The 16,998-nt window shown below is 71.9% G+C and carries 16 protein-coding genes; 13 read left to right on the plus strand and 3 right to left on the minus strand.

What is annotated here, in order from left to right; all coding sequences use genetic code 11:
* Positions 1–4: 4 nt before the first annotated feature.
* Positions 5–958, minus strand: a complete 954-nt coding sequence (locus ACIBI9_RS23820) for an NAD-dependent epimerase/dehydratase family protein (protein WP_397224358.1) — start codon at positions 956–958, stop codon at positions 5–7.
* Positions 959–1,036: 78 nt separating this feature from the next.
* Between ACIBI9_RS23820 and ACIBI9_RS23825 the strand changes: the two genes are divergently transcribed.
* The 6 genes from ACIBI9_RS23825 (at position 1,037) to ACIBI9_RS23850 (ending at position 7,251) form a co-directional block, all read left to right on the plus strand.
* Entirely contained in the window at positions 1,037–1,960 is a 924-nt protein-coding gene (locus ACIBI9_RS23825) for an AEC family transporter (protein WP_397224359.1), read from the plus strand.
* A gap of 13 nt (positions 1,961–1,973) precedes the next feature.
* The gene (locus ACIBI9_RS23830; RefSeq protein ID WP_397224360.1) at positions 1,974–3,098 is read left to right on the plus strand and encodes a sensor histidine kinase; all 1,125 of its coding nucleotides are present in this window, start codon (positions 1,974–1,976) and stop codon (positions 3,096–3,098) included.
* Entirely contained in the window at positions 3,095–3,766 is a 672-nt protein-coding gene (locus ACIBI9_RS23835) for a response regulator transcription factor (protein WP_355193791.1), read from the plus strand. Before ACIBI9_RS23830 ends, ACIBI9_RS23835 begins: the two co-directional genes overlap by 4 nt.
* Before the next feature lie 99 nt (positions 3,767–3,865).
* The gene (locus ACIBI9_RS23840) at positions 3,866–4,846 is read left to right on the plus strand and encodes an NAD(P)-dependent alcohol dehydrogenase (protein ID WP_397224361.1); all 981 of its coding nucleotides are present in this window, start codon (positions 3,866–3,868) and stop codon (positions 4,844–4,846) included.
* A gap of 105 nt (positions 4,847–4,951) precedes the next feature.
* Complete coding sequence (locus tag ACIBI9_RS23845) at positions 4,952–5,704, plus strand: sulfite exporter TauE/SafE family protein (protein ID WP_397224362.1); 753 nt, start codon at positions 4,952–4,954, stop codon at positions 5,702–5,704.
* A gap of 38 nt (positions 5,705–5,742) precedes the next feature.
* The gene (locus ACIBI9_RS23850; RefSeq protein ID WP_397224363.1) at positions 5,743–7,251 is read left to right on the plus strand and encodes an OmpA family protein; all 1,509 of its coding nucleotides are present in this window, start codon (positions 5,743–5,745) and stop codon (positions 7,249–7,251) included.
* 4 nt (positions 7,252–7,255) lie between these two features.
* Here ACIBI9_RS23850 and ACIBI9_RS23855 read toward each other — a convergent pair whose 3' ends face one another.
* Positions 7,256–7,957, minus strand: a complete 702-nt coding sequence (locus ACIBI9_RS23855) for a hypothetical protein (RefSeq protein WP_397224364.1) — start codon at positions 7,955–7,957, stop codon at positions 7,256–7,258.
* Positions 7,958–8,108: 151 nt separating this feature from the next.
* Here ACIBI9_RS23855 and ACIBI9_RS23860 point away from each other — a divergent pair, with 151 nt between their 5' ends.
* The 6 genes from ACIBI9_RS23860 to ACIBI9_RS23885 all read left to right on the plus strand — a co-directional run bounded on the left by ACIBI9_RS23860 (position 8,109) and on the right by ACIBI9_RS23885 (position 13,965).
* The gene (locus ACIBI9_RS23860; RefSeq protein ID WP_397224365.1) at positions 8,109–9,452 is read left to right on the plus strand and encodes an AAA family ATPase; all 1,344 of its coding nucleotides are present in this window, start codon (positions 8,109–8,111) and stop codon (positions 9,450–9,452) included.
* A complete protein-coding gene (locus ACIBI9_RS23865) occupies positions 9,449–10,639 on the plus strand; it encodes a tetratricopeptide repeat protein (RefSeq protein ID WP_397224366.1) in 1,191 nt (396 codons plus the stop codon). Before ACIBI9_RS23860 ends, ACIBI9_RS23865 begins: the two co-directional genes overlap by 4 nt.
* A 99-nt stretch (positions 10,640–10,738) precedes the next feature.
* Positions 10,739–10,915 carry a hypothetical protein gene (locus ACIBI9_RS23870; protein WP_364833224.1) on the plus strand — a complete coding sequence of 59 codons (177 nt, stop codon included), beginning with the start codon at positions 10,739–10,741 and terminating at the stop codon, positions 10,913–10,915.
* 11 nt (positions 10,916–10,926) lie between these two features.
* The gene (locus ACIBI9_RS23875; RefSeq protein WP_397224367.1) at positions 10,927–11,370 is read left to right on the plus strand and encodes a S26 family signal peptidase; all 444 of its coding nucleotides are present in this window, start codon (positions 10,927–10,929) and stop codon (positions 11,368–11,370) included.
* A gap of 33 nt (positions 11,371–11,403) precedes the next feature.
* Positions 11,404–11,937 carry a TlpA family protein disulfide reductase gene (locus ACIBI9_RS23880; RefSeq protein WP_397224368.1) on the plus strand — a complete coding sequence of 178 codons (534 nt, stop codon included), beginning with the start codon at positions 11,404–11,406 and terminating at the stop codon, positions 11,935–11,937.
* A 174-nt stretch (positions 11,938–12,111) separates the two neighbouring features.
* Positions 12,112–13,965 (plus strand): ABC transporter ATP-binding protein, encoded by a 1,854-nt coding sequence (locus ACIBI9_RS23885; protein ID WP_397224369.1) that lies wholly within the window; start codon positions 12,112–12,114, stop codon positions 13,963–13,965.
* A gap of 11 nt (positions 13,966–13,976) precedes the next feature.
* Here ACIBI9_RS23885 and ACIBI9_RS23890 read toward each other — a convergent pair whose 3' ends face one another.
* Positions 13,977–14,798: a BTAD domain-containing putative transcriptional regulator gene (locus ACIBI9_RS23890; RefSeq protein ID WP_397224370.1), complete on the minus strand. Its 822-nt coding sequence runs from the start codon at positions 14,796–14,798 to the stop codon at positions 13,977–13,979.
* Positions 14,799–15,019: 221 nt separating this feature from the next.
* Here ACIBI9_RS23890 and ACIBI9_RS23895 point away from each other — a divergent pair, with 221 nt between their 5' ends.
* Positions 15,020–16,582: a cellulase family glycosylhydrolase gene (locus ACIBI9_RS23895; RefSeq protein ID WP_397224371.1), complete on the plus strand. Its 1,563-nt coding sequence runs from the start codon at positions 15,020–15,022 to the stop codon at positions 16,580–16,582.
* Positions 16,583–16,998 lie beyond the last annotated feature (416 nt).

Here is a 16,998-nt window from a genome sequence, read left to right on the forward strand (position 1 = left end):
CCCGTCACCGGGTGATAGTGCCCGCCCGGACCAGCCAGTCGACCGCCTCGGAGATGGCCTCGAGCGGCGCGTAACGGGGCCGGTGCCCCAGCAGCCGCTCGGCCTTCTCCATGCTGCAGTGGGGGCTGTAGGAGATGTGGTCGAGCGTGATCTGCGCGTCCCGCTCCGACACCGTCTCCCGCCACCGCTCCCACGGCAGGAACGTCAGCCGCGCCTCCTGCCCGAACCAGCCCGCCACCGCCTCGGCGTAACCGCGCAGCGTCAGGGCGGTGGTGGCCACGGAGTGGAAGCTCTCGCCCACGGAGGCCGACGGGTTGACCATGGCGTCCACGAACAGCCGTGCCACGTCGTCGGCGTGCACGTGCTGGACGGTCTCCAGGCCGAAGTTCGGCAGCGCCAGCTCGTAGCCGTCGGCCAGCGTCTGGAAGACGGCCGGATCGACGTTGCCCGCCGGGTTGACCGGCACCCAGCCGGGGCCGGTGATGTGCCCGGGGTGGATGATCGTGGCGGGGAAGCCGTCGCGGTGGGCGCGGTCGAGGAGGTGGGCCTCGATGGCGGCCTTCTGCTTGCCGTACTCGCCGAGCGGCCGCTTGGGCATGTCCTCGGTCGTTGGCACCCGGCTGCTCGGCCCGTGCGTCCAGATCGTCCCGCAGTGCAGGAACTGCCGGACCTTCCCGGTCAGCGCCGCCGCCAGGTCGCGGGCGCTGGTCTCGGTGAAGCAGATGAGGTCGATGACGACGTCGGCCTCCAGCTCCACGATCCGCCGCCCGAACGTGCCGTCGGCGTCCTCCTCGTCGCGGTCGGCGGTGATCTGGGTGACCCGCTGCCAGGCCCCGTGGGGGCTGTAGGGCTCCCGCTTGCCCCGGCTCACGGCCACGACGTCGTGTCCGCCTTCGACCAGCCGGGGGATGAGGTACGTGCCGATATGACCGCTGGCGCCAATCACCGCTACTCGCATGGGCCCAGCGTAGACCCGCTGCTTCGTCGGTCAACCATCCCGATACGCTGCTGAACGTCCCATTTCGGAGGTTGGTCAGTGTCGGGGGTTGTCGCGGCGTTCGCCGCCCTGGTGTCCGTTGCCGTGATCGGCTACCTGATCGGGATGGGGGGCCTGCTGCGGGCCAGCGACGAGCTGGTGCTGTCGCGCCTGGCCTTCTTCGTGGCCACCCCGGCGCTGATGTTCGCCACCGTGTCCCGGGCGGACCTCCACATCCTCTTCTCGCCGGTGCTGCTGACCGAGGTGGTGGCGGTGGCGTGCGTCCAGCTCGTCTACGTGCTGGTGGCGCGGCTGGCCTGGGGCCGCGACCGCCGCGAGGCCACGATCGGCGCGCTGGCCTCGTCGTACGTGAACGCCGGCAACCTCGGCGTGCCCATCTCGATCTACGTGCTGGGCGACGGCGCGCTGGTCGCCCCGATCCTGCTCTTCCAGCTGATCGTCCTCACCCCGGTCTCCTTCCTCATCCTCGACAAGGGGGCCCGCTCGGTGCGCGCGGCCCTGCTCCTGCCGTTCCGCAACCCCCTCACGGTCGCCTCCCTCCTCGGGCTCGGGTTAGCGGTCAGCGGGATCTCCCTGCCCGTCCTGATCATGCGCCCGGTCGAGCTGCTGGGCGGCGCGGCCGTGCCCGTCGCCCTCGTCGCGTACGGCCTCAGCCTGTACGGCTCCCAGCGCACCCCCGCGGCCCCCGAGGCGAACGGCGTCGGCAAGGACATCTTCCTCGCGGTCACGCTCAAGGCCTTCGTCCAACCAGCCGTCGCCTACCTGACCGCGCGCCTGGCCCTCGGCCTCGACGACAGCGCGCTCCTGGCCGCCACCCTCTTCGCCGCCCTGCCGACGGCGCAGAACATCTACGTTTACGCGGTGAACTACGACACCGCCCGGCGCCTGGCCCGCAGCGCGGTGCTGCTGACCACGGGCCTGTCCATCCCGATCATGACCGCGATCGGCGCGGTCCTTGGGTGATTACCATGAAGGCGTGCTTCGCTCCTTGTGGAACGAGCCCCGTCCCTCCGACCCTCCGTTACGCGTGTGGCGGGACTGGGCGCTCGTAGGGGTGCTCGTGCCGCTCGCGGTGCTCGAAGGGGTCGTCCGCCCCGACCTCCCGTGGCGGGCCGTCTCCGTGACCGTCACGGTCGGGCTGGTGTTCACGCTGCTCTGGCGGCGCACCAGGCCGCTGCTGATGCTCGCGATCCCCTTCGTCACCACGATGCTGGTCCCGCTGGTGACAGGTGGTCACCGTGCCGAGACGTACACGATGGCGTTCCTGCTGATCATCGTGTACGCGCTCTACAGGTGGGGGTCGGGGCGCGAGATCGTGCTCGGCTTCGCGATCATGCTCCTGTCCGTCGGCGTCTCGGCGTCCTTCTACGACCTCGCCCCGGCCGACGCGGTCGGCGCGTTCGCCGTCATCTTCTCGGCCGTCGCGCTGGGGGCGGCGTTCCGGTTCCGGGCCAGGGCCCGGATGCGCGAGCTCGACCAGGTCAAGCTGCTCGAACGCGAGCAGCTGGCCCGCGAGCTGCACGACATCGTCGCCCACCACGTCTCCGCCATGGCGATCCGGGCGCAGGCGGGCCTGGCGACGGCGCCCTCGAAGCCGGAGGCGGCCATCGACGCGCTCCGCGTGATCGAGGCGGAGGCGTCGCGTACCCTTGCCGAGATGCGCGCCATGGTCCGCGTCCTGCGCCGCAACGAACCGGCGGAGCTGGCGCCCGGACGGCGGATCACCGATCTCGAAGAGCTCGCCGGGCGCGCCCGCGTCGGCCCGTCCGTGGAGGTGGAGATGCTGGGCGACCTCGACGACCTGCCTCCGGCGGTCGGAGCCGCGATCTACCGCATCGCGCAGGAGTCGGTCACCAACGCCCGGCGGCACGCCCGGCACGCCACCCGCATCCGGATCCGCGTCGCCGCCGACGACACGTCGGTGCGCCTGCGCGTCAGCGACGACGGCGAGACGAGCTCCACGCACCCGATGCCCGGCTACGGGCTCCTGGGGATGATCGAGCGTGCCGGACTGCTCGGCGGCACCTGCGAGGCCGGCCCCGACCCCGACCGCGGCTGGACCGTGACCGCCGTGCTCCCCCGCACCGGGGCGGCGACGTGACCGCCCAGGACCGCGACATCCAGGTGATCGTCGCGGACGACCAGGAGATCGCCCGCACCGGGCTCCGGATGATCCTCGACGCGCAGCCCGGCATCGAGGTCGTCGGCGAGGCCGGCGACGGGCGGCGGGCCGTCGAGCTCGCGCAGCGGCTGCGCCCCGACGTGTGCCTGTTCGACATCCGCATGCCCCGCCTCGACGGCATCGAGGCCACCCGCCGCCTGGCCGGGCCGGGCGTCGCGGATCCGCTCGCCGTCGTCGTCATCACCACCTTCGACCTCGACGAGTACGTCTACGCCGCCCTCAGGGCGGGCGCCCGCGGCTTCCTGCTCAAGGACGCCGGCCCGGACCTGCTCGCCCAGGCCGTCCGCGCCGCGGCCGACGGCGACGCGCTCATCGCCCCCAACATCACGGCCCGGCTGCTGCAGACCTTCGCCTACTCGGGGCGCGCCACGCCGCCGGCGCAGCCCCGCGAGGCGCTGACCGGCCGGGAGGAGGAGATCCTGGCCACCGTGGCGCGCGGGCGGACCAACAACGAGATCGCCGACGAGCTGCACATCTCCCTCAGCACGGTCAAAAGCCACATCGCGAGCCTCATGCTCAAGCTCGGCGTCCGCAACCGCGTCGAGATCGCCATGTGGGCGTACGAGACCAAGCGCGTCAGGCTCTGATCGGGCCGATCGGCCAGGGAAGACGTCGTACTTTCGGCCGTAGAGCGGGCGTGGCGGGCCTGGCGACACTGGTCGCGAGTCCCCCACAAGGAGAAAGCCATGAAAGCGTTCGTCCTCCCCTCGTACGGCTCGCCCCTCGTCCTGACCGACCTCGACCAGCCCGTGCCCGGCGACGGCGAGGTGCTGGTCCGGGTGCGCGCCACCTCCGTCCAGCCCTACGACTGGCACTTCCTGCGCGGCGAGCCGTACGTCGCCCGCCTGATGGGCGGCGGTCCGGGGCTGCGCGGCCCGCGGTTCAGCGTCCTCGGCGCCGACGTGGCCGGGGAGGTGGAGGCGGTCGGCAAGGACGTGACCGGCTTCCGCCCCGGCGACGAGGTGTACGCGATGCCCAAGCAGGGCGGCTTCGCCGAGTACGTGTGCGTGCCGGAGAGCGAGCTCGCGCTCAAGCCGAGGAACGTGTCGTTCGAGGAGGCGGCGGCGGTGCCGATGGCGGCCGGCACCGCCCTGCTGGCCCTGCGCGACGACGGCCGCGTCCAGCCGGGCGACCGCGTCCTCGTCAACGGTGCCTCCGGCGGCGTGGGCACGTTCGCAGTCCAGCTCGCCAAGGCGTTCGGCGCTCACGTCACCGGCGTGTGCAGCTCCAGGAACGTGGGCCTGGTCAGGTCGCTCGGCGCCGACGAGGTCGTCGACTACACCAAGGAGGACTTCACCCGGAGCGGGCGGCGCTACGACCTGCTGCTGGACATCGCGGGCAGCCGCTCCGGCTCGGCCTGCCGGCGGGTGATGACCCGTAAGGCGACCCACGTCCTCATCGGCGGCCCGGCCGGCCGCTGGTTCCAGCCCGCGAGCCACGTGTTCGCGACGCTCGCGGCGGGGCTGTTCGTGTCCCAGCGGGTGGTCGTCACGGAGGTGGTGCCCTGCACGGAGACCAAGCAGAACCTCATGACGCTGGCCGAGCTGATCGAGGCCGGCGAGATCCACCCGGTGATCGACCGGACCTACCCGTTCGCGGAGATCCCGGCGGCCGTCAGCTACCAGGAGCAGGGCCACGCAGCGGGCAAGGTCGTGATCTCCATTTGAAACCGTGCCCGAATGGCCGCGTCACGCCTTACGACCATCGAAGATATTCTCACATCGTGGAATGATTCGTCTTAGAAAGAGAGATATGGCCTAGAGTCTCCGAGCATGACACCACTGGAGATGGTCGCGGTGCTCGCGGCCGGGGTGGCGGGCGGGGCCATCAACACCGTCGTCGGCTCGGGGTCCCTGATCACGTTCCCCACACTGCTGGCCGTCGGCCTGCCGCCGATCACGGCGAACGTCTCCAACAACATCGGCCTGGTCCCCGGCGGCCTCACCGGCGTCATGGGCTACCGGCCCGAGCTGAAGGGCCAGCGGGAGCGGCTGCTCAGGCTGGCCCCGGCCTCCGTCATCGGCTCGCTGGCCGGCGGGCTGCTGCTCCTCACCCTGCCCGAGAGCAGCTTCAACGCGATTGTGAGCGTGCTGATCGCGCTGTCCTGCGCGCTGGTCCTCATCCAGCCCAAGCTGAGCCGCCTGCTGTCCGCCCGGCCCGGGCGCGCGCACGGCGGGCCGTGGCTGTGGCTGGGCACGCTCGCCGCCGGCGCCTACGGCGGCTACTTCGGCGCGGGCCAGGGCATCCTGCTCATCGGCCTGATGGGCATCATGCTGGACGAGAAGCTGCAGCGCATCAACGCGGCCAAGAACGTGCTCGCCCTGCTGGTCAACTTCACCGCCGCCGTCCTCTACAGCCTGGTCGCGGACGTCGACTGGTCGGCCGTGCTGCTGGTGGCTGTGGGTTCGATGATCGGCGGCTTCCTCGGCGCGCGTCTGGGCCGCAGGCTGCCCGCGCCGATCCTGCGCGGCTTGATCGTCTGCATCGGCGTCGTCGCGATCGTCAAGCTTCTTGCTCAGCCGTAATACCGATATTCGGACGGAAAGTACGGCAGGATCGTCCGGTGATCTATCGGATTATCGCCCCATTCGTCGCGTTGCTCATGGTGTCAGCCTGCGCGCGGCAGACGCCGCCCCCTGCCCCCAGCACACCGCCGTCGGCCACCGCCCCCGCCGCCGCGAGCCCGAGCGGGACTCCCGAGGACACCCGCCCCGCGCTGGCCGAGACACGCAGCACCCTGACCCCTGATCTCAAGATCGAGGTCGTCGGGCTGAACCGGATCAAGGCCAAGCACCTGGTGGCCCAGCTCAGGCTCACCAACACGGGCGCGAAAGAGAAGCTGTCGTGGACCGGCCAGATGGGTGACAACACGCGCCCGCTGGGCGCGATCAAGTGGGCGTCCGGCATCGGCGTGCTCGACGCCCAGGCCCGCGCCTGGATCCTGCCGTACCAGCCGACCGGCTCCCCCTGCCTCTGCAGCGACCAGGAACGCGACGGCCTCGGTTACTTCATCGAACCCGGCCGGTCGATCAGCGTGTACGCGGTCATGCCCGCCCCCTCCGGCGACCCCGCCAGCGCCACGGTCGTCACTCCGGCAGGACTCCCGATGCCGGAGGTGCCGATCAGCGACGGGCCCCCGGCCACACCGCCGGGCGTCACCATCCCCGATCCCGACGCCGAGCAGGTCACCGCTGTCACCCGCCCGCTCGTCACCCCGTCGGAGTCGCTGGACCGATCGGAGGAGACGGCGGACGACGGCAAGGATCTCCACGTCAACCTCTCGTCGGACGTGCTGTTCGCGGTGAACCAGGCCCGGCTCACCGCCAGGGCCAAGGCCGTGCTGGCGCGTACGGCCAAGCTGATCGACTCCTCCCCCGGCTCCACCGTGCAGGTCGAGGGGCACGCCGACTCCACCGGCACCGACGCCGTCAACGACCCGCTCTCCCAGCGCCGCGCCCAGGCCGTACGCGGGGCGCTGTCCGCTCTCGTCACCCGGCAGGGCGTGGAGTTCCAGGCCAAGGGGTACGGCTCCCGCCGCCCGCTCTACAGCAACGACACCGATGAGGGCAGGCGGCGCAACAGGCGGGTCACGGTGACCTTCGCCAAGCCGCAGGCCGCCGCCGGGCAACCGGCGCCCACGTCCTCGCCGACTGCCGAGGAGCCGACGGTGAAGGCGGCGGGTCAGCCGATCTCCATGCAGGTGACGGGGCTGCGGCGGCTCCCCGGCGGCCTCGGGCTGCTGACCTACCGGATCACGAACGAGGGGAACGCCGAGACCTGGTTCAACGAGTTGCACCACTCGCGGGACTGGATGTCGTTCAAGTACCAGGCGGCCTTCAACGTGACGCTGACCGACGTGGCCGCGCGGCGGGCGTACCTGCCGGGGCGGCTGCAGGTGTCGGAAGACTCGTACTGCGCCTGCACGGACCTGTCCGGCGTGCGGCTCGCCACCGAGAAGTTCGGGCCTGGCGAGGAGAAGGAGTTCTGGGGCCTGTTCGCGCTGCCGGAAGGCGCCACGTCGATCCAGGTCAAGATCGGAAGCTTCCGCGACCTGCGGGTGCCCGTACGGTAGCCGCTCAACCGGACAATCCGAGGAAGAAGGCGACCGGGATCAGCGCCACGACCAGGGCGGCGGCCCACCACCGGGGAGCGGGGCCGTCGCGCAGCACGGAGACGCCCAGCGGCACGAGCGCGACCGCCAGCCCGGCCAGCGCGACCAGCGAGATCGGGTCGCTGCTGCCCTTGAGCACGCCCAGCGGCAGCCCGGCCGCCAGCGCCAGGCAGACGCACCGGACGACGCCGAGCGCCCTGGCGCGGTAGGCGCCGACGGCGAGCACGATCCAGCCCGCCATGATGCAGAGGTTGACCGCCTTGAACACGTGGAAGGCGCCATAGGTGGCCTCGACCGCCCGCTGCGCCGCGTCCAGCCCGAGGACGTCCACCAGATGGAAGGCCAGGTGGCTCACCCCTGCGTGGAAGACCCGTCCGAAAAGGCCGAGGATCACCAGCGTGGCGCCCCATTGCGCCCAGCCGGGGTGCGACCTGCTGATCAGGCGGGCCAGCGAGGTCACGGCGGGCCACAGGAGCACGACCCCGGCCGCGTACAGGCTGTAGGACAGGACCATCCGCTCCGGCTGGGCGGCGTAGGCGGCGAGCTGGTCGGGGAAGAAATCGCCCTCGCCCGCCCGGATGAGCACCCCGGCGAGCAGCAGCGACGGGCCGAGCACCAGCCCGGCGCCTTCGACCCAGCGCCCGGGAAGCGTGTGCGTGATCGTCATGCCACCGATCCAAGCGGCGGGCGCGCCCGCGCACACGGGCGCTGTCGCGAGAACCCGAGGTAGAGCCAGGACTACCGCTCGCCCGGCTCCCGAGGGGGTAATCTGCGTAGTTTTAGTACGACCGAATCCTGCGACAGAAGGGACCAGGCACGTGCTCGACGATGCCGGCCTCCAGGCACTACGCGAGGCGGCGCGCCTGTCTCCGGACAACCTCCCGCTCCGTCGGCATCTCGCCGAGCAGCTGCTGACCAAGGGATACCTGGCCGACGCCGAGGCCGAGTTCCGCGCCGCGCTCCTGCTCGCGCCCAAGGATCCCGACATCTCGGCGGGGCTGGCGGAGGCGTTCGTCCGGCAGAGCGCCCACGGCGCGGCGCTCTCGGCGCTGGAGCCGTTCCTGGCCTCCCCCGGCTACCCGCCGCGGATGGGCGTGCTCGCGGCCAGGGCGCTGCTCGGCGAGGGCGACTTCGGCCGGGCGGCCTACCGCTACCACGAGGCGATCTCCCGCGACGCGTCCGTCGCCGACGCCGAACTCGCCGCCCGCCTGACCACCCCGGTCGCCCCCTCCGTGCCCGCGGCGCCTCCCCCATACGCGACGACCCCGGCGGACGCGCCCTCCGGCGCGGAGGTGGAGAAGTCGAAGGTCACCTTCGCCGACGTGGCCGGGATGGACGCGGTCAAGGAGGCGCTGCGGGTGAAGCTGCTGCTGCCGCTCCAGCAGCCCGAGCTGTTCGCCGCGTACGGCAAGCGCGCCGGCGGCGGCGTCCTGATGTACGGCCCGCCCGGAGCGGGCAAGACCCACCTGGCCAGGGCCGCGGCCGGCGAGCTCGGCGCGACGTTCGTCAACGTCGGCCTGTCCGACATCCTCGACATGTACGTCGGGTCGAGCGAGCGCAACCTGCGCGCCACGTTCGACCTGGCCCGCCGCAACCGCCCGTGCGTGCTGTTCTTCGACGAGGTGGACGCGCTGGCCGCGCGCCGCTCCGACATGCGCCAGGCACACACCCGGCAGCTGGTCAACCAGTTCCTGGCCGAGCTCGACGGCGTGGACCAGCACGCCAACGAGGGCGTCCTGGTGCTGGCCGCCACGAACGCGCCCTGGTACATCGACGTGGCGTTCCGCCGCCCGGGTCGCTTCGACCAGCTCGTGTTCGTGCCGCCGCCCGACCCGTCGGCGCGCGCGGCCATCCTGCGCCTCCTCTGCCGCGACAAGCCGCTGGCCGAGATGGACTTCGACGCGGTGGCGCGGGTGACCGACCACTTCGTCGGCGCGGACTTGAAGGGCGTGGTGGACCGCGCGGTGGAGGTCAAGCTCCAGCAGTCGCTCAGCGCCGGCCGGCCCATCCCGATGACCACCAACGACCTGCTGGCCGTCGCCCAGAACACCAGGCCCACGGCCGTGCACGAGTGGCTGGCCACCGCGCGCAACTACGTGCTGCACGCCAACGAGTCCGGCGCGTGGGACGAGCTGATGCCCTGGATCAAGGGCAAGCGGTGAACCCACGCGAGTCGATCCTGCGGGCGGGCACGCTGCTGCAGATGCGCCGCCCGGCCGACGCGGAGCGGGAGCTGCGCGGCGTGCTCGCGGTCCAGCCCGAGCACTTCACCGCGTTCTCGCTGCTCGGCCTGGCCCTCGTCCAGCAGGGCAGGACCGCCGAGGCCGTGTCCGCGGCCCAGGAGGCGGTACGGCTGGCGCCCGACCAGTCGTACCCGCACTACATGGCCGGCCAGGTCTACCTCCGCATCCAGCGGCCGGACCTGGCCGTCACCGCCGCCGAGACGTCGCTCGCGCACAACCCCGAGTCGGCGTCCACCTGGGAGCTGCTGGCCCGCGCCCACCTGCGGCTGGGCCAGTACCGCCAGGTGGTCGAGGCGGCCCGCCGGGGGCTGGCCATCGATCCGCAGGAGTCGGACCTGGTGAGCCTCCTGGCCATGGCGCACGTCAAGCTCGGGGAGGTGGAGCCGGCCAGGGCCGCCGCCGCGAACGCCGTACGGCTCGATCCGGAGAGCGAAACCGCGCACCTGGCGTACGGGCACGCGGCGCTGGCCGCCGGCGACGCGAAGACGGCCGCCGCGGCCTTCCGCGAGGTGCTCCGCCTCGACCCCGGCTTCGACCCCGCCAGGGACCTCCTCGTCATGGCGCTCAAGGAGCGCAACCCGCTCTACCGGATCCTGTCGAACCTGCGCGGCCGGTTCCTGGGCGGCTGGCGGATGGTCCTCCTGCTGCCCGCGGTGCCGCCGCTCATCGCCGTGTTCGTCCTCATCGCGTTGCTGCACTGGGCGGCGTGGGTGGCCGAGGCGGTGACCGTGCTGCGGCTGGCCCGCGCGAAGGCGACCAAGCTGCTGTTCGAGGGGGTCGAGGCGCGCGTGGCCATCGCCTGCTGCGCGCTGCCGGCCGCCGGGGTGGGCGTGCTCGCACTGGGCATCGCGCTCGGCCAGGACGCGCTCGGCACGGCGGGGGCGGCGGTCATGGCGCTGGTCACCCCGGTGCAGGAGGCCACGCACACGGGCTCGGCCCGCGGGCGCCGCGTGCTGTACGGCTGGGCGGGGCTGCTCGCGGTCGCGATCGTCACGTCCGTGATCGTCGGCTCGCCGAGCGTCGCGCTGCTGGCCGTGTACGCCGGGATCGGCACGATCTGGGTGGCCGCGGGCGTACGCCGGTTGTTCCCCGCTCCCGAGCGGTAGTCGAATGTATCTGTGACGTACCTGCCTGGTATGTGAATTGTCACGGCCGTTTCTAACGTCTTCGGTGATCCCAAAAACGCCCGACGAGAGGCGGTTCACATGAAGATCGGAAAACTGACGGACTGGGTGCTGGCCAAGGTCGTCCCGGAGCACTCGGCGCAGGCCGCGTGTCCGTGCTGGTACGAGGGCACCACCTGCCTGTACCGCAAGTGCTGCACCTGGGGTGCCTCCTGCGGCACCGGCGAGTCGTGCGGTCCCTGGATCTACAACTGCTGACGGCCGCGTAGATGACCATGCTCGCGTGGACGGCCGGTCTCCTCGCGGTCGCCGGGCTCCTGCCTTCCCTCCTGGTCCTGCGCCGCCGGCTCGCCGTCGTCGTGGTGTCCGGCCTCAGCATGGAGCCGACCTTCCACGCGGGCGACCGGCTCCTCGTCAGGCGGACCGGGCTGGCCCGGATCTCGCCCGGGGACGTCGTCGTGTTCGAGACGCCCGACTGGCTGGGCACCGGCGAACCCCTGCCGCCCGAGCGGCGCTGGATGGTCAAGCGGGCGGTGGCGCTCCCCGGCGACCCCGTCCCGGACTCGGTCCGCGCGGCCGTGCCGGACCGCCGGGTGGCGCCGGACCGGCTGGTGGTGCTCGGCGACAACCCGTCGGCCAGCTTCGACTCCCGCCAGTGCGGCCTCATCGACGGGGACACCCTGCTGGGAGTGGTGCTCCGCCGCCTGGCCTGACCCTCAACCCATTTCCCGACCTGGAGGCCGGCCATGCCCTACCTCGTCACCCTCGTCATCCTCGTGGGCGTCCTGTGCCTGGTGAACCTGGCGCTCACCCTCGGCGTGATCCGGCGGCTGCGCCGGTATGCAGATCAGCTCGCCACCCAGTCCGGCCAAGGGCAGGGGGCGATCCTCGCCGAGGGCGCGGTCGCGCCGCCGTACGTCACTTCGGCCACCGACGGATCCGCCGTCTCCCGCGACCTCATCACCGAGCCGGTCGTGGTGGGCTTCTTCTCCACCGGCTGCGACGCCTGCCACGAGGCGCTGCCGGACTTCCTCACCCTGGCCGCGGCCTTCCCCCGCGAGCAGGTGCTCGCCGTGATCGTCGACCGGACGGGCGAGGCCGGTCCGCTGCGGGAGGAACTGGAGCCGGTCGCCCGCGTGGTGGTCGAGGACCTCGGCGGGCCGGTCGCGTCGGCGCTGCAGGTGCGGGCGTTCCCGGCGTTCGCGCTCGTGGGCGGCGGCGGCCGGATCCTGGCCAGCGGGCTCCGGCTCGACCAGGTCATCACGCTCTCCCGGGCCTAGCGACCCGTGACCCCCAAACCCGCCCTCCCCCCGGCCACCCCACCGAACCCCACCCCACCGAACCCCTCGCCACCGGATCCCGCGTCACTGCACCCCACCCCACCGAACCCCGCGCCACCTGACTCGGCGCCACCGGATCCCGCGTCGCCGCACCCCACGCCACCGAAGCCCTCCGTGCCGAAGGACGCCGCGCCGACGGCGGCGGGCGCCTGCGACATGAAGGCCAGCCCCGCGTCCCTGGTCCGCGCGCTCGGCCTGGCCTGGCGGGCAGGCCGCCGGCACGTCCTCGCGTACGCGCTCCTGGCCCTGCTCGAAGCGGCCGTCCCCGTGGCCGCCGCCTGGCTGACCAAGTCGGCGCTCGACGCGATCGCCCACCCGGGTGGCGCGTCCGCACTGGTGGCGGTGGGCGTGGCGCTGGCGGCGGCCGGCCTGGCGGCCACCGCGCTCCCGCACCTGTCCCGGTACGTACGCGGGGAGCTGGAGCGCCGCACCGCCCGCCTGGCCCAGGACCGGCTCTTCGTAAGCGTCGAACGCTTCACCGGCCTGGCCAGGTTCGAGGACCCGGCGTTCCTGGACCGGATGAGCCTGGCCCACAGCTCGGGCGGCGCCACTCCCAGCGCGGTGGTCGCCGGGACGCTGGCCATCTGCCGGGGGCTCGTCACGGTGACCGGGTTCCTCGGGGCGCTGCTGGTCGTCAACCCGCTGCTGGCGGGCGCGGTCCTGGTGGCGGCCCTGCCCGCGCTGGCCGCCGAGCTGCGCCTGTCGCGCCAGCGGGCGTCCATGATGTGGCGGATCGGTCCGATGGAACGTCGCGAGCTGTTCTACCGGCAACTCCTGACCAGCGTCCGCGCCGCCAAGGAGCTGCGCCTGTTCGGGGCGGGCCGGTACTTCCGGTCCAGGATGAACGCCGAGCGGGCCGCGGCCGACTCCGAACGGCGCCGCCTCGACCGCCACGAACTGGGCGTCGAGGGCGGGCTGGGCCTGCTGTCCGGCGTGATCGCCGGGGCCGGCCTGATCTGGGCACTGCTCGCCGCCCGGGACGGCCGACTCACCGCGGGCGACATCGCCCTGCTCGCCACCTCGATCGTGGGCGTGCAGTCGGCGCTCGCCGCGCTGGTCAGCGAGGTCACGATGGCCCACCAGCAACTCCTGAACTTCGACCACTACCTGACCGTGACCGGCGCCGAGCCCGACCTGCGGCAGCCGCCCCGACCGGCTCCCCTGCCCGCGCTGCGCCGCGGCATCGAGTTCCGCGACGTGTGGTTCCGCTACTCGCCCGGACATCCCTGGTCGCTGCGCGGCGTCAGCTTCACGATCCCGTACGGCTCGGCGGTCGCGCTCGTGGGCAGGAACGGCGCGGGCAAGAGCACGATCGTCAAGCTGCTGTGCCGCTTCTACGACCCGGACCGGGGCACGATCCTGTGGGACGGCGTGGACCTGCGCGATCTCGACCCGGCGGAGCTGCGCGGCCGCATCGGCGCGGTGTTCCAGGACTACATGGAGTACGACGTGACCGCCGCCGAGAACATCGCGATCGGCGACGTGGCGGGCCGCGACAGCCTGACCGCCTCCCCCGGCCGGATCGAGGCCGCGGCCAGGAAGGCCGGGGTCCACGACGCGGTCAGCGCGCTGCCGCGCGGCTACGACACGCTGCTGACGAGGATGTTCTTCGGGCCGGGCCCCGAGGCCGCCGAGGCCGGGATGGTGCTGTCGGGCGGGCAGTGGCAGCGGCTCGCGCTGGCCCGGGCGGTGCTGGGCGACGCACGCGATCTGCTCATCCTGGACGAGCCGAGCTCGGGGCTGGACGCCGAGGCCGAGGCCGAGATCCACAACCGGCTGCGCGAGCATCGGGCGGGGCGTACGAGCCTGCTGATCTCGCACCGGCTGGGGGCCGTGCGGGAGGCGGACGTGCTCGTGGTGCTCGACGACGGCCAGGTCGCCGAACAGGGGTCGCACGAAGAGCTGATCACGCTGGACGGGCTCTACCGGCGGCTGTTCACCCTGCAGGCCCAGGGCTACCAGGGGTGACGCGGAGGAGGTTATGCACAGCCTGTGGAGCAAAGGCGGACAGGTCGGCGCTGACAGCGCAGGCGGCGGTGCTGCCAGCCCGGCGCAGGACCGCTGAGGCGCGGGTCCCGGTTGAGCATGAGGTGATGCAGCTCGGCCAGCTCGGGTCCGGGCGCGATGCCGAGCTCCCGGTCGAGCGCCTGCCTGGCCTCGGCGTACACCCGCAGCGCGCCCGCCACGTCCCCGGTGCGGTACAGCGCCACCATCAGGTACTCCCACAGCCGCTCCCTCGTGGGCCGCAGTGCCAGCGTCTCCCGCAGGCCGCCGATGATCTCGCTGTGCCGGCCGAGCGCCAGCCGGGCCCGCGCGCACTCCTCGATCGCCAGGTAGCGCTGCTCCTCCAGCGCGTCGAGATGGGCGGCCACGCCGACGGTCCTGGGCAGGTCCTCGGCCGCGGCTCCCCGCCACAGCGCGAGCGCCGCGGTCAGATGTCCGAGGGCTTCCTCGTGACGGTCGCCCGACATCGCGGCCCGGCCCTGCCGTACGCGCTCGTTGAACTCGGCGACGTCCAGCTCGCCGGGCTCGACGGTGAGGAGGTAGCCGGGCTGCCGGGCCCGCAGGCGGTCGCAGAGATCCTTGCGCAGCAGGTTCGCGTAGCTGCGGACGTTCGCGAGAGCGGACTTGGGTGGATTGTCCTCCCACAGCGCGCTGAACAGGCGGTCGTGGGAGACCGCGCGGTTCGGCTCCAGGAGGAGGCGGGCGAGGAGGAGCCGCTGTTTCGTCGTCCCCAGCTGCACGATCGCGCCGTCTCGCCACAGCCGTACCGGTCCGAGGATGCCGAATCGAAGGTCCATCGTTCCTCCCGCAACGCAATCTTTGGGAGCGCTCCCACGCAACGCTACGGATGTGTCGATCATGTGTCAATGGCGTCAAGTCCATCCGGCGGGAATGGCGGCTCTCGTGAAACTTTCAAGCATTTCGCCTGGTCACAGCCATAGAACACCCGGCGCGTTGACGGGCGCGAAGACGGCACCCGAGCATGACGCCGCGTTCTTCCTCTCCGAAAGGCACCCCCATGCACTTGTCCAAGGCGATGACGGCCGCCCTGGCCACGCTGGTGGCCGGAGCGGCGGTCGCTGTCGCGGTGACCACCGCCGCCCCGGCAGGCGCAGCCGCCGGCACGGGCACCGGTTACCTGCACACCAGCGGCAACAAGATCGTTGACAGCACGGGCGCGACCGTGCGCCTGACCGGCATCAACTGGTTCGGCATGGAGACCGACAACCGGACCTTCCACGGCCTGTGGTCGAGCACTCCCTGGAAGGGCCACATCGACAAGATGGCCTCGCTGGGCTACAACACCATCCGCGTGCCGTACTCCAACGACGCGCTCAAGTCCGGCGCCACGGCCACCGGCATCAACGACTACGTCAACCCCGACCTGATCGGCCTGTCGCCGCTGCAGATCCTGGACAAGATCATCGCCTACGCGGGCGGCAAGGGCATGCGGATCATCCTAGACCGCCACCGCCCGACCGCCGCGGGCCAGTCCGCGCTCTGGTACGTCTCCGCCACCCCGGAGAGCACCTGGATCAACGACTGGAAGGCGCTGGCCCAGCACTACGCGAACAATCCCACCGTCATCGGCGCCGACCTGCACAACGAGCCGCACGCCGAGGGCACCAACCCCAACGCGACCGGCTCCTGCTGGGGCTGCGGCGACCAGGCACGCGACTGGCGCCTGGCCGCCGAGCGGGCCGGCAACGCGGTCCTGTCGGTCAACCCCAACTGGCTGATCTTCGTGGAGGGCGTGAGCTGCCCGAGCGGCGGCCTGTCCAACGTCTGGGACGGCGATCCCAGCAACGACGAGGACTGCGGCTGGTGGGGCGGCAACCTGTCGAAGGCGGGCCAGTATCCGGTACGGCTCAACGTGGCCAACCGCCTGGTCTACTCGCCCCACGACTACGCGACCTCGGTCTACCACCAGACCTGGTTCGACGCCCCCGACTACCCGGCCAACCTGCCGGCCATCTGGGACAAGTACTGGGGATACCTGTACAAGCAGAACATCGCGCCGATCATGATCGGCGAGTTCGGCACCACCCTGGCCGCGAACGTGGACAAGATCTGGCTGCAGGAGCTCCTGAAGTACACGGGGACCGGGGTGAACGGGATGTCGTTCACCTACTGGTCGTGGAACCCGAACTCCGGTGACACCGGGGGCATCCTCAACGACGACTGGACCACCGTCAACCAGGCCAAGCAGGCCATCCTCCAGCCGTACCTGATCCCGCCGACCGGCGGCACCGGGCAGCCCTCCGAGACGCCCACGCCCAACCCTCCCGGGCAGTGCACGGTGACGTACAAGCAGACGAACTCCTGGCAGGGCGGCTTCCAGGGCGAGCTGACGGTGAAGAACACCGGCACCGGCACGATCAGCGACTGGAGGGCCACCTGGACGTTCCCGTCGGAGGTGACGCTGGTCAACGGCTGGAACGCGGTCGTGACCCAGTCGGGCACCACGTGGACCGCCAAGGGCCCCGACCACGCCAAGAACCTCGCCCCGGGCGCGTCCGTGGCCGTCGGCTTCACCGCCAACGGCCCGGCCGGCCAGCCCACCAACGCCACCTGCTCCTGACCCTCCCCATCGTCACGAGCTCCTGACCTTCTCGCCGTCGCGGGCGGACGCGCTCCCGCCCGCGGCCCCCGAACGAGCGCCCGCCCCGCGATCCACGACCAAGCACCGCGGGGCGGGCGCTCGCCTTCCTCCCCCAAGGACAGCGACCTCCGCCTCCCCCCCTTCTCCAAGGGACAGCACCCCCACGGCGCGAAGAAGGGCTGCGGGACCCCACGAGGACCGCTCGCCCCTCCCTCTCCCCCGAAGGGACAGCACCCAACGGCGCGAAGAGGGGCTGCGGACCCCATGAGGACGCCTCGCCCCTCCCTCTCCTCCGAAGGGACGGCAACCCCCTACGGCGGGAAGGAGGGTTGACCACGGGTCGTACGTAGTGGATAACGGATTCCGACAAAGGGAGTAAACCTGCACTGTTACGG

This window comes from Nonomuraea sp. NPDC050451, from assembly GCF_044458585.1.

Bases quoted from the DNA above. Each gene is read 5' to 3' on its own strand.
- ACIBI9_RS23845 (WP_397224362.1), top strand. From the start codon at position 4,952: ATGACACCACTGGAGATGGTCGCGGTGCTCGCGGCCGGGGTGGCGGGC.
- ACIBI9_RS23895 (WP_397224371.1), top strand. From the start codon at position 15,020: ATGCACTTGTCCAAGGCGATGACGGCCGCCCTGGCCACGCTGGTGGCC.
- ACIBI9_RS23890 (WP_397224370.1), bottom strand. From the start codon at position 14,798: ATGGACCTTCGATTCGGCATCCTCGGACCGGTACGGCTGTGGCGAGAC.
- ACIBI9_RS23840 (WP_397224361.1), top strand. From the start codon at position 3,866: ATGAAAGCGTTCGTCCTCCCCTCGTACGGCTCGCCCCTCGTCCTGACC.
- ACIBI9_RS23855 (WP_397224364.1), bottom strand. From the start codon at position 7,957: ATGACGATCACGCACACGCTTCCCGGGCGCTGGGTCGAAGGCGCCGGG.
- ACIBI9_RS23820 (WP_397224358.1), bottom strand. From the start codon at position 958: ATGCGAGTAGCGGTGATTGGCGCCAGCGGTCATATCGGCACGTACCTC.
- ACIBI9_RS23870 (WP_364833224.1), top strand. From the start codon at position 10,739: ATGAAGATCGGAAAACTGACGGACTGGGTGCTGGCCAAGGTCGTCCCG.
- ACIBI9_RS23875 (WP_397224367.1), top strand. From the start codon at position 10,927: ATGACCATGCTCGCGTGGACGGCCGGTCTCCTCGCGGTCGCCGGGCTC.
- ACIBI9_RS23880 (WP_397224368.1), top strand. From the start codon at position 11,404: ATGCCCTACCTCGTCACCCTCGTCATCCTCGTGGGCGTCCTGTGCCTG.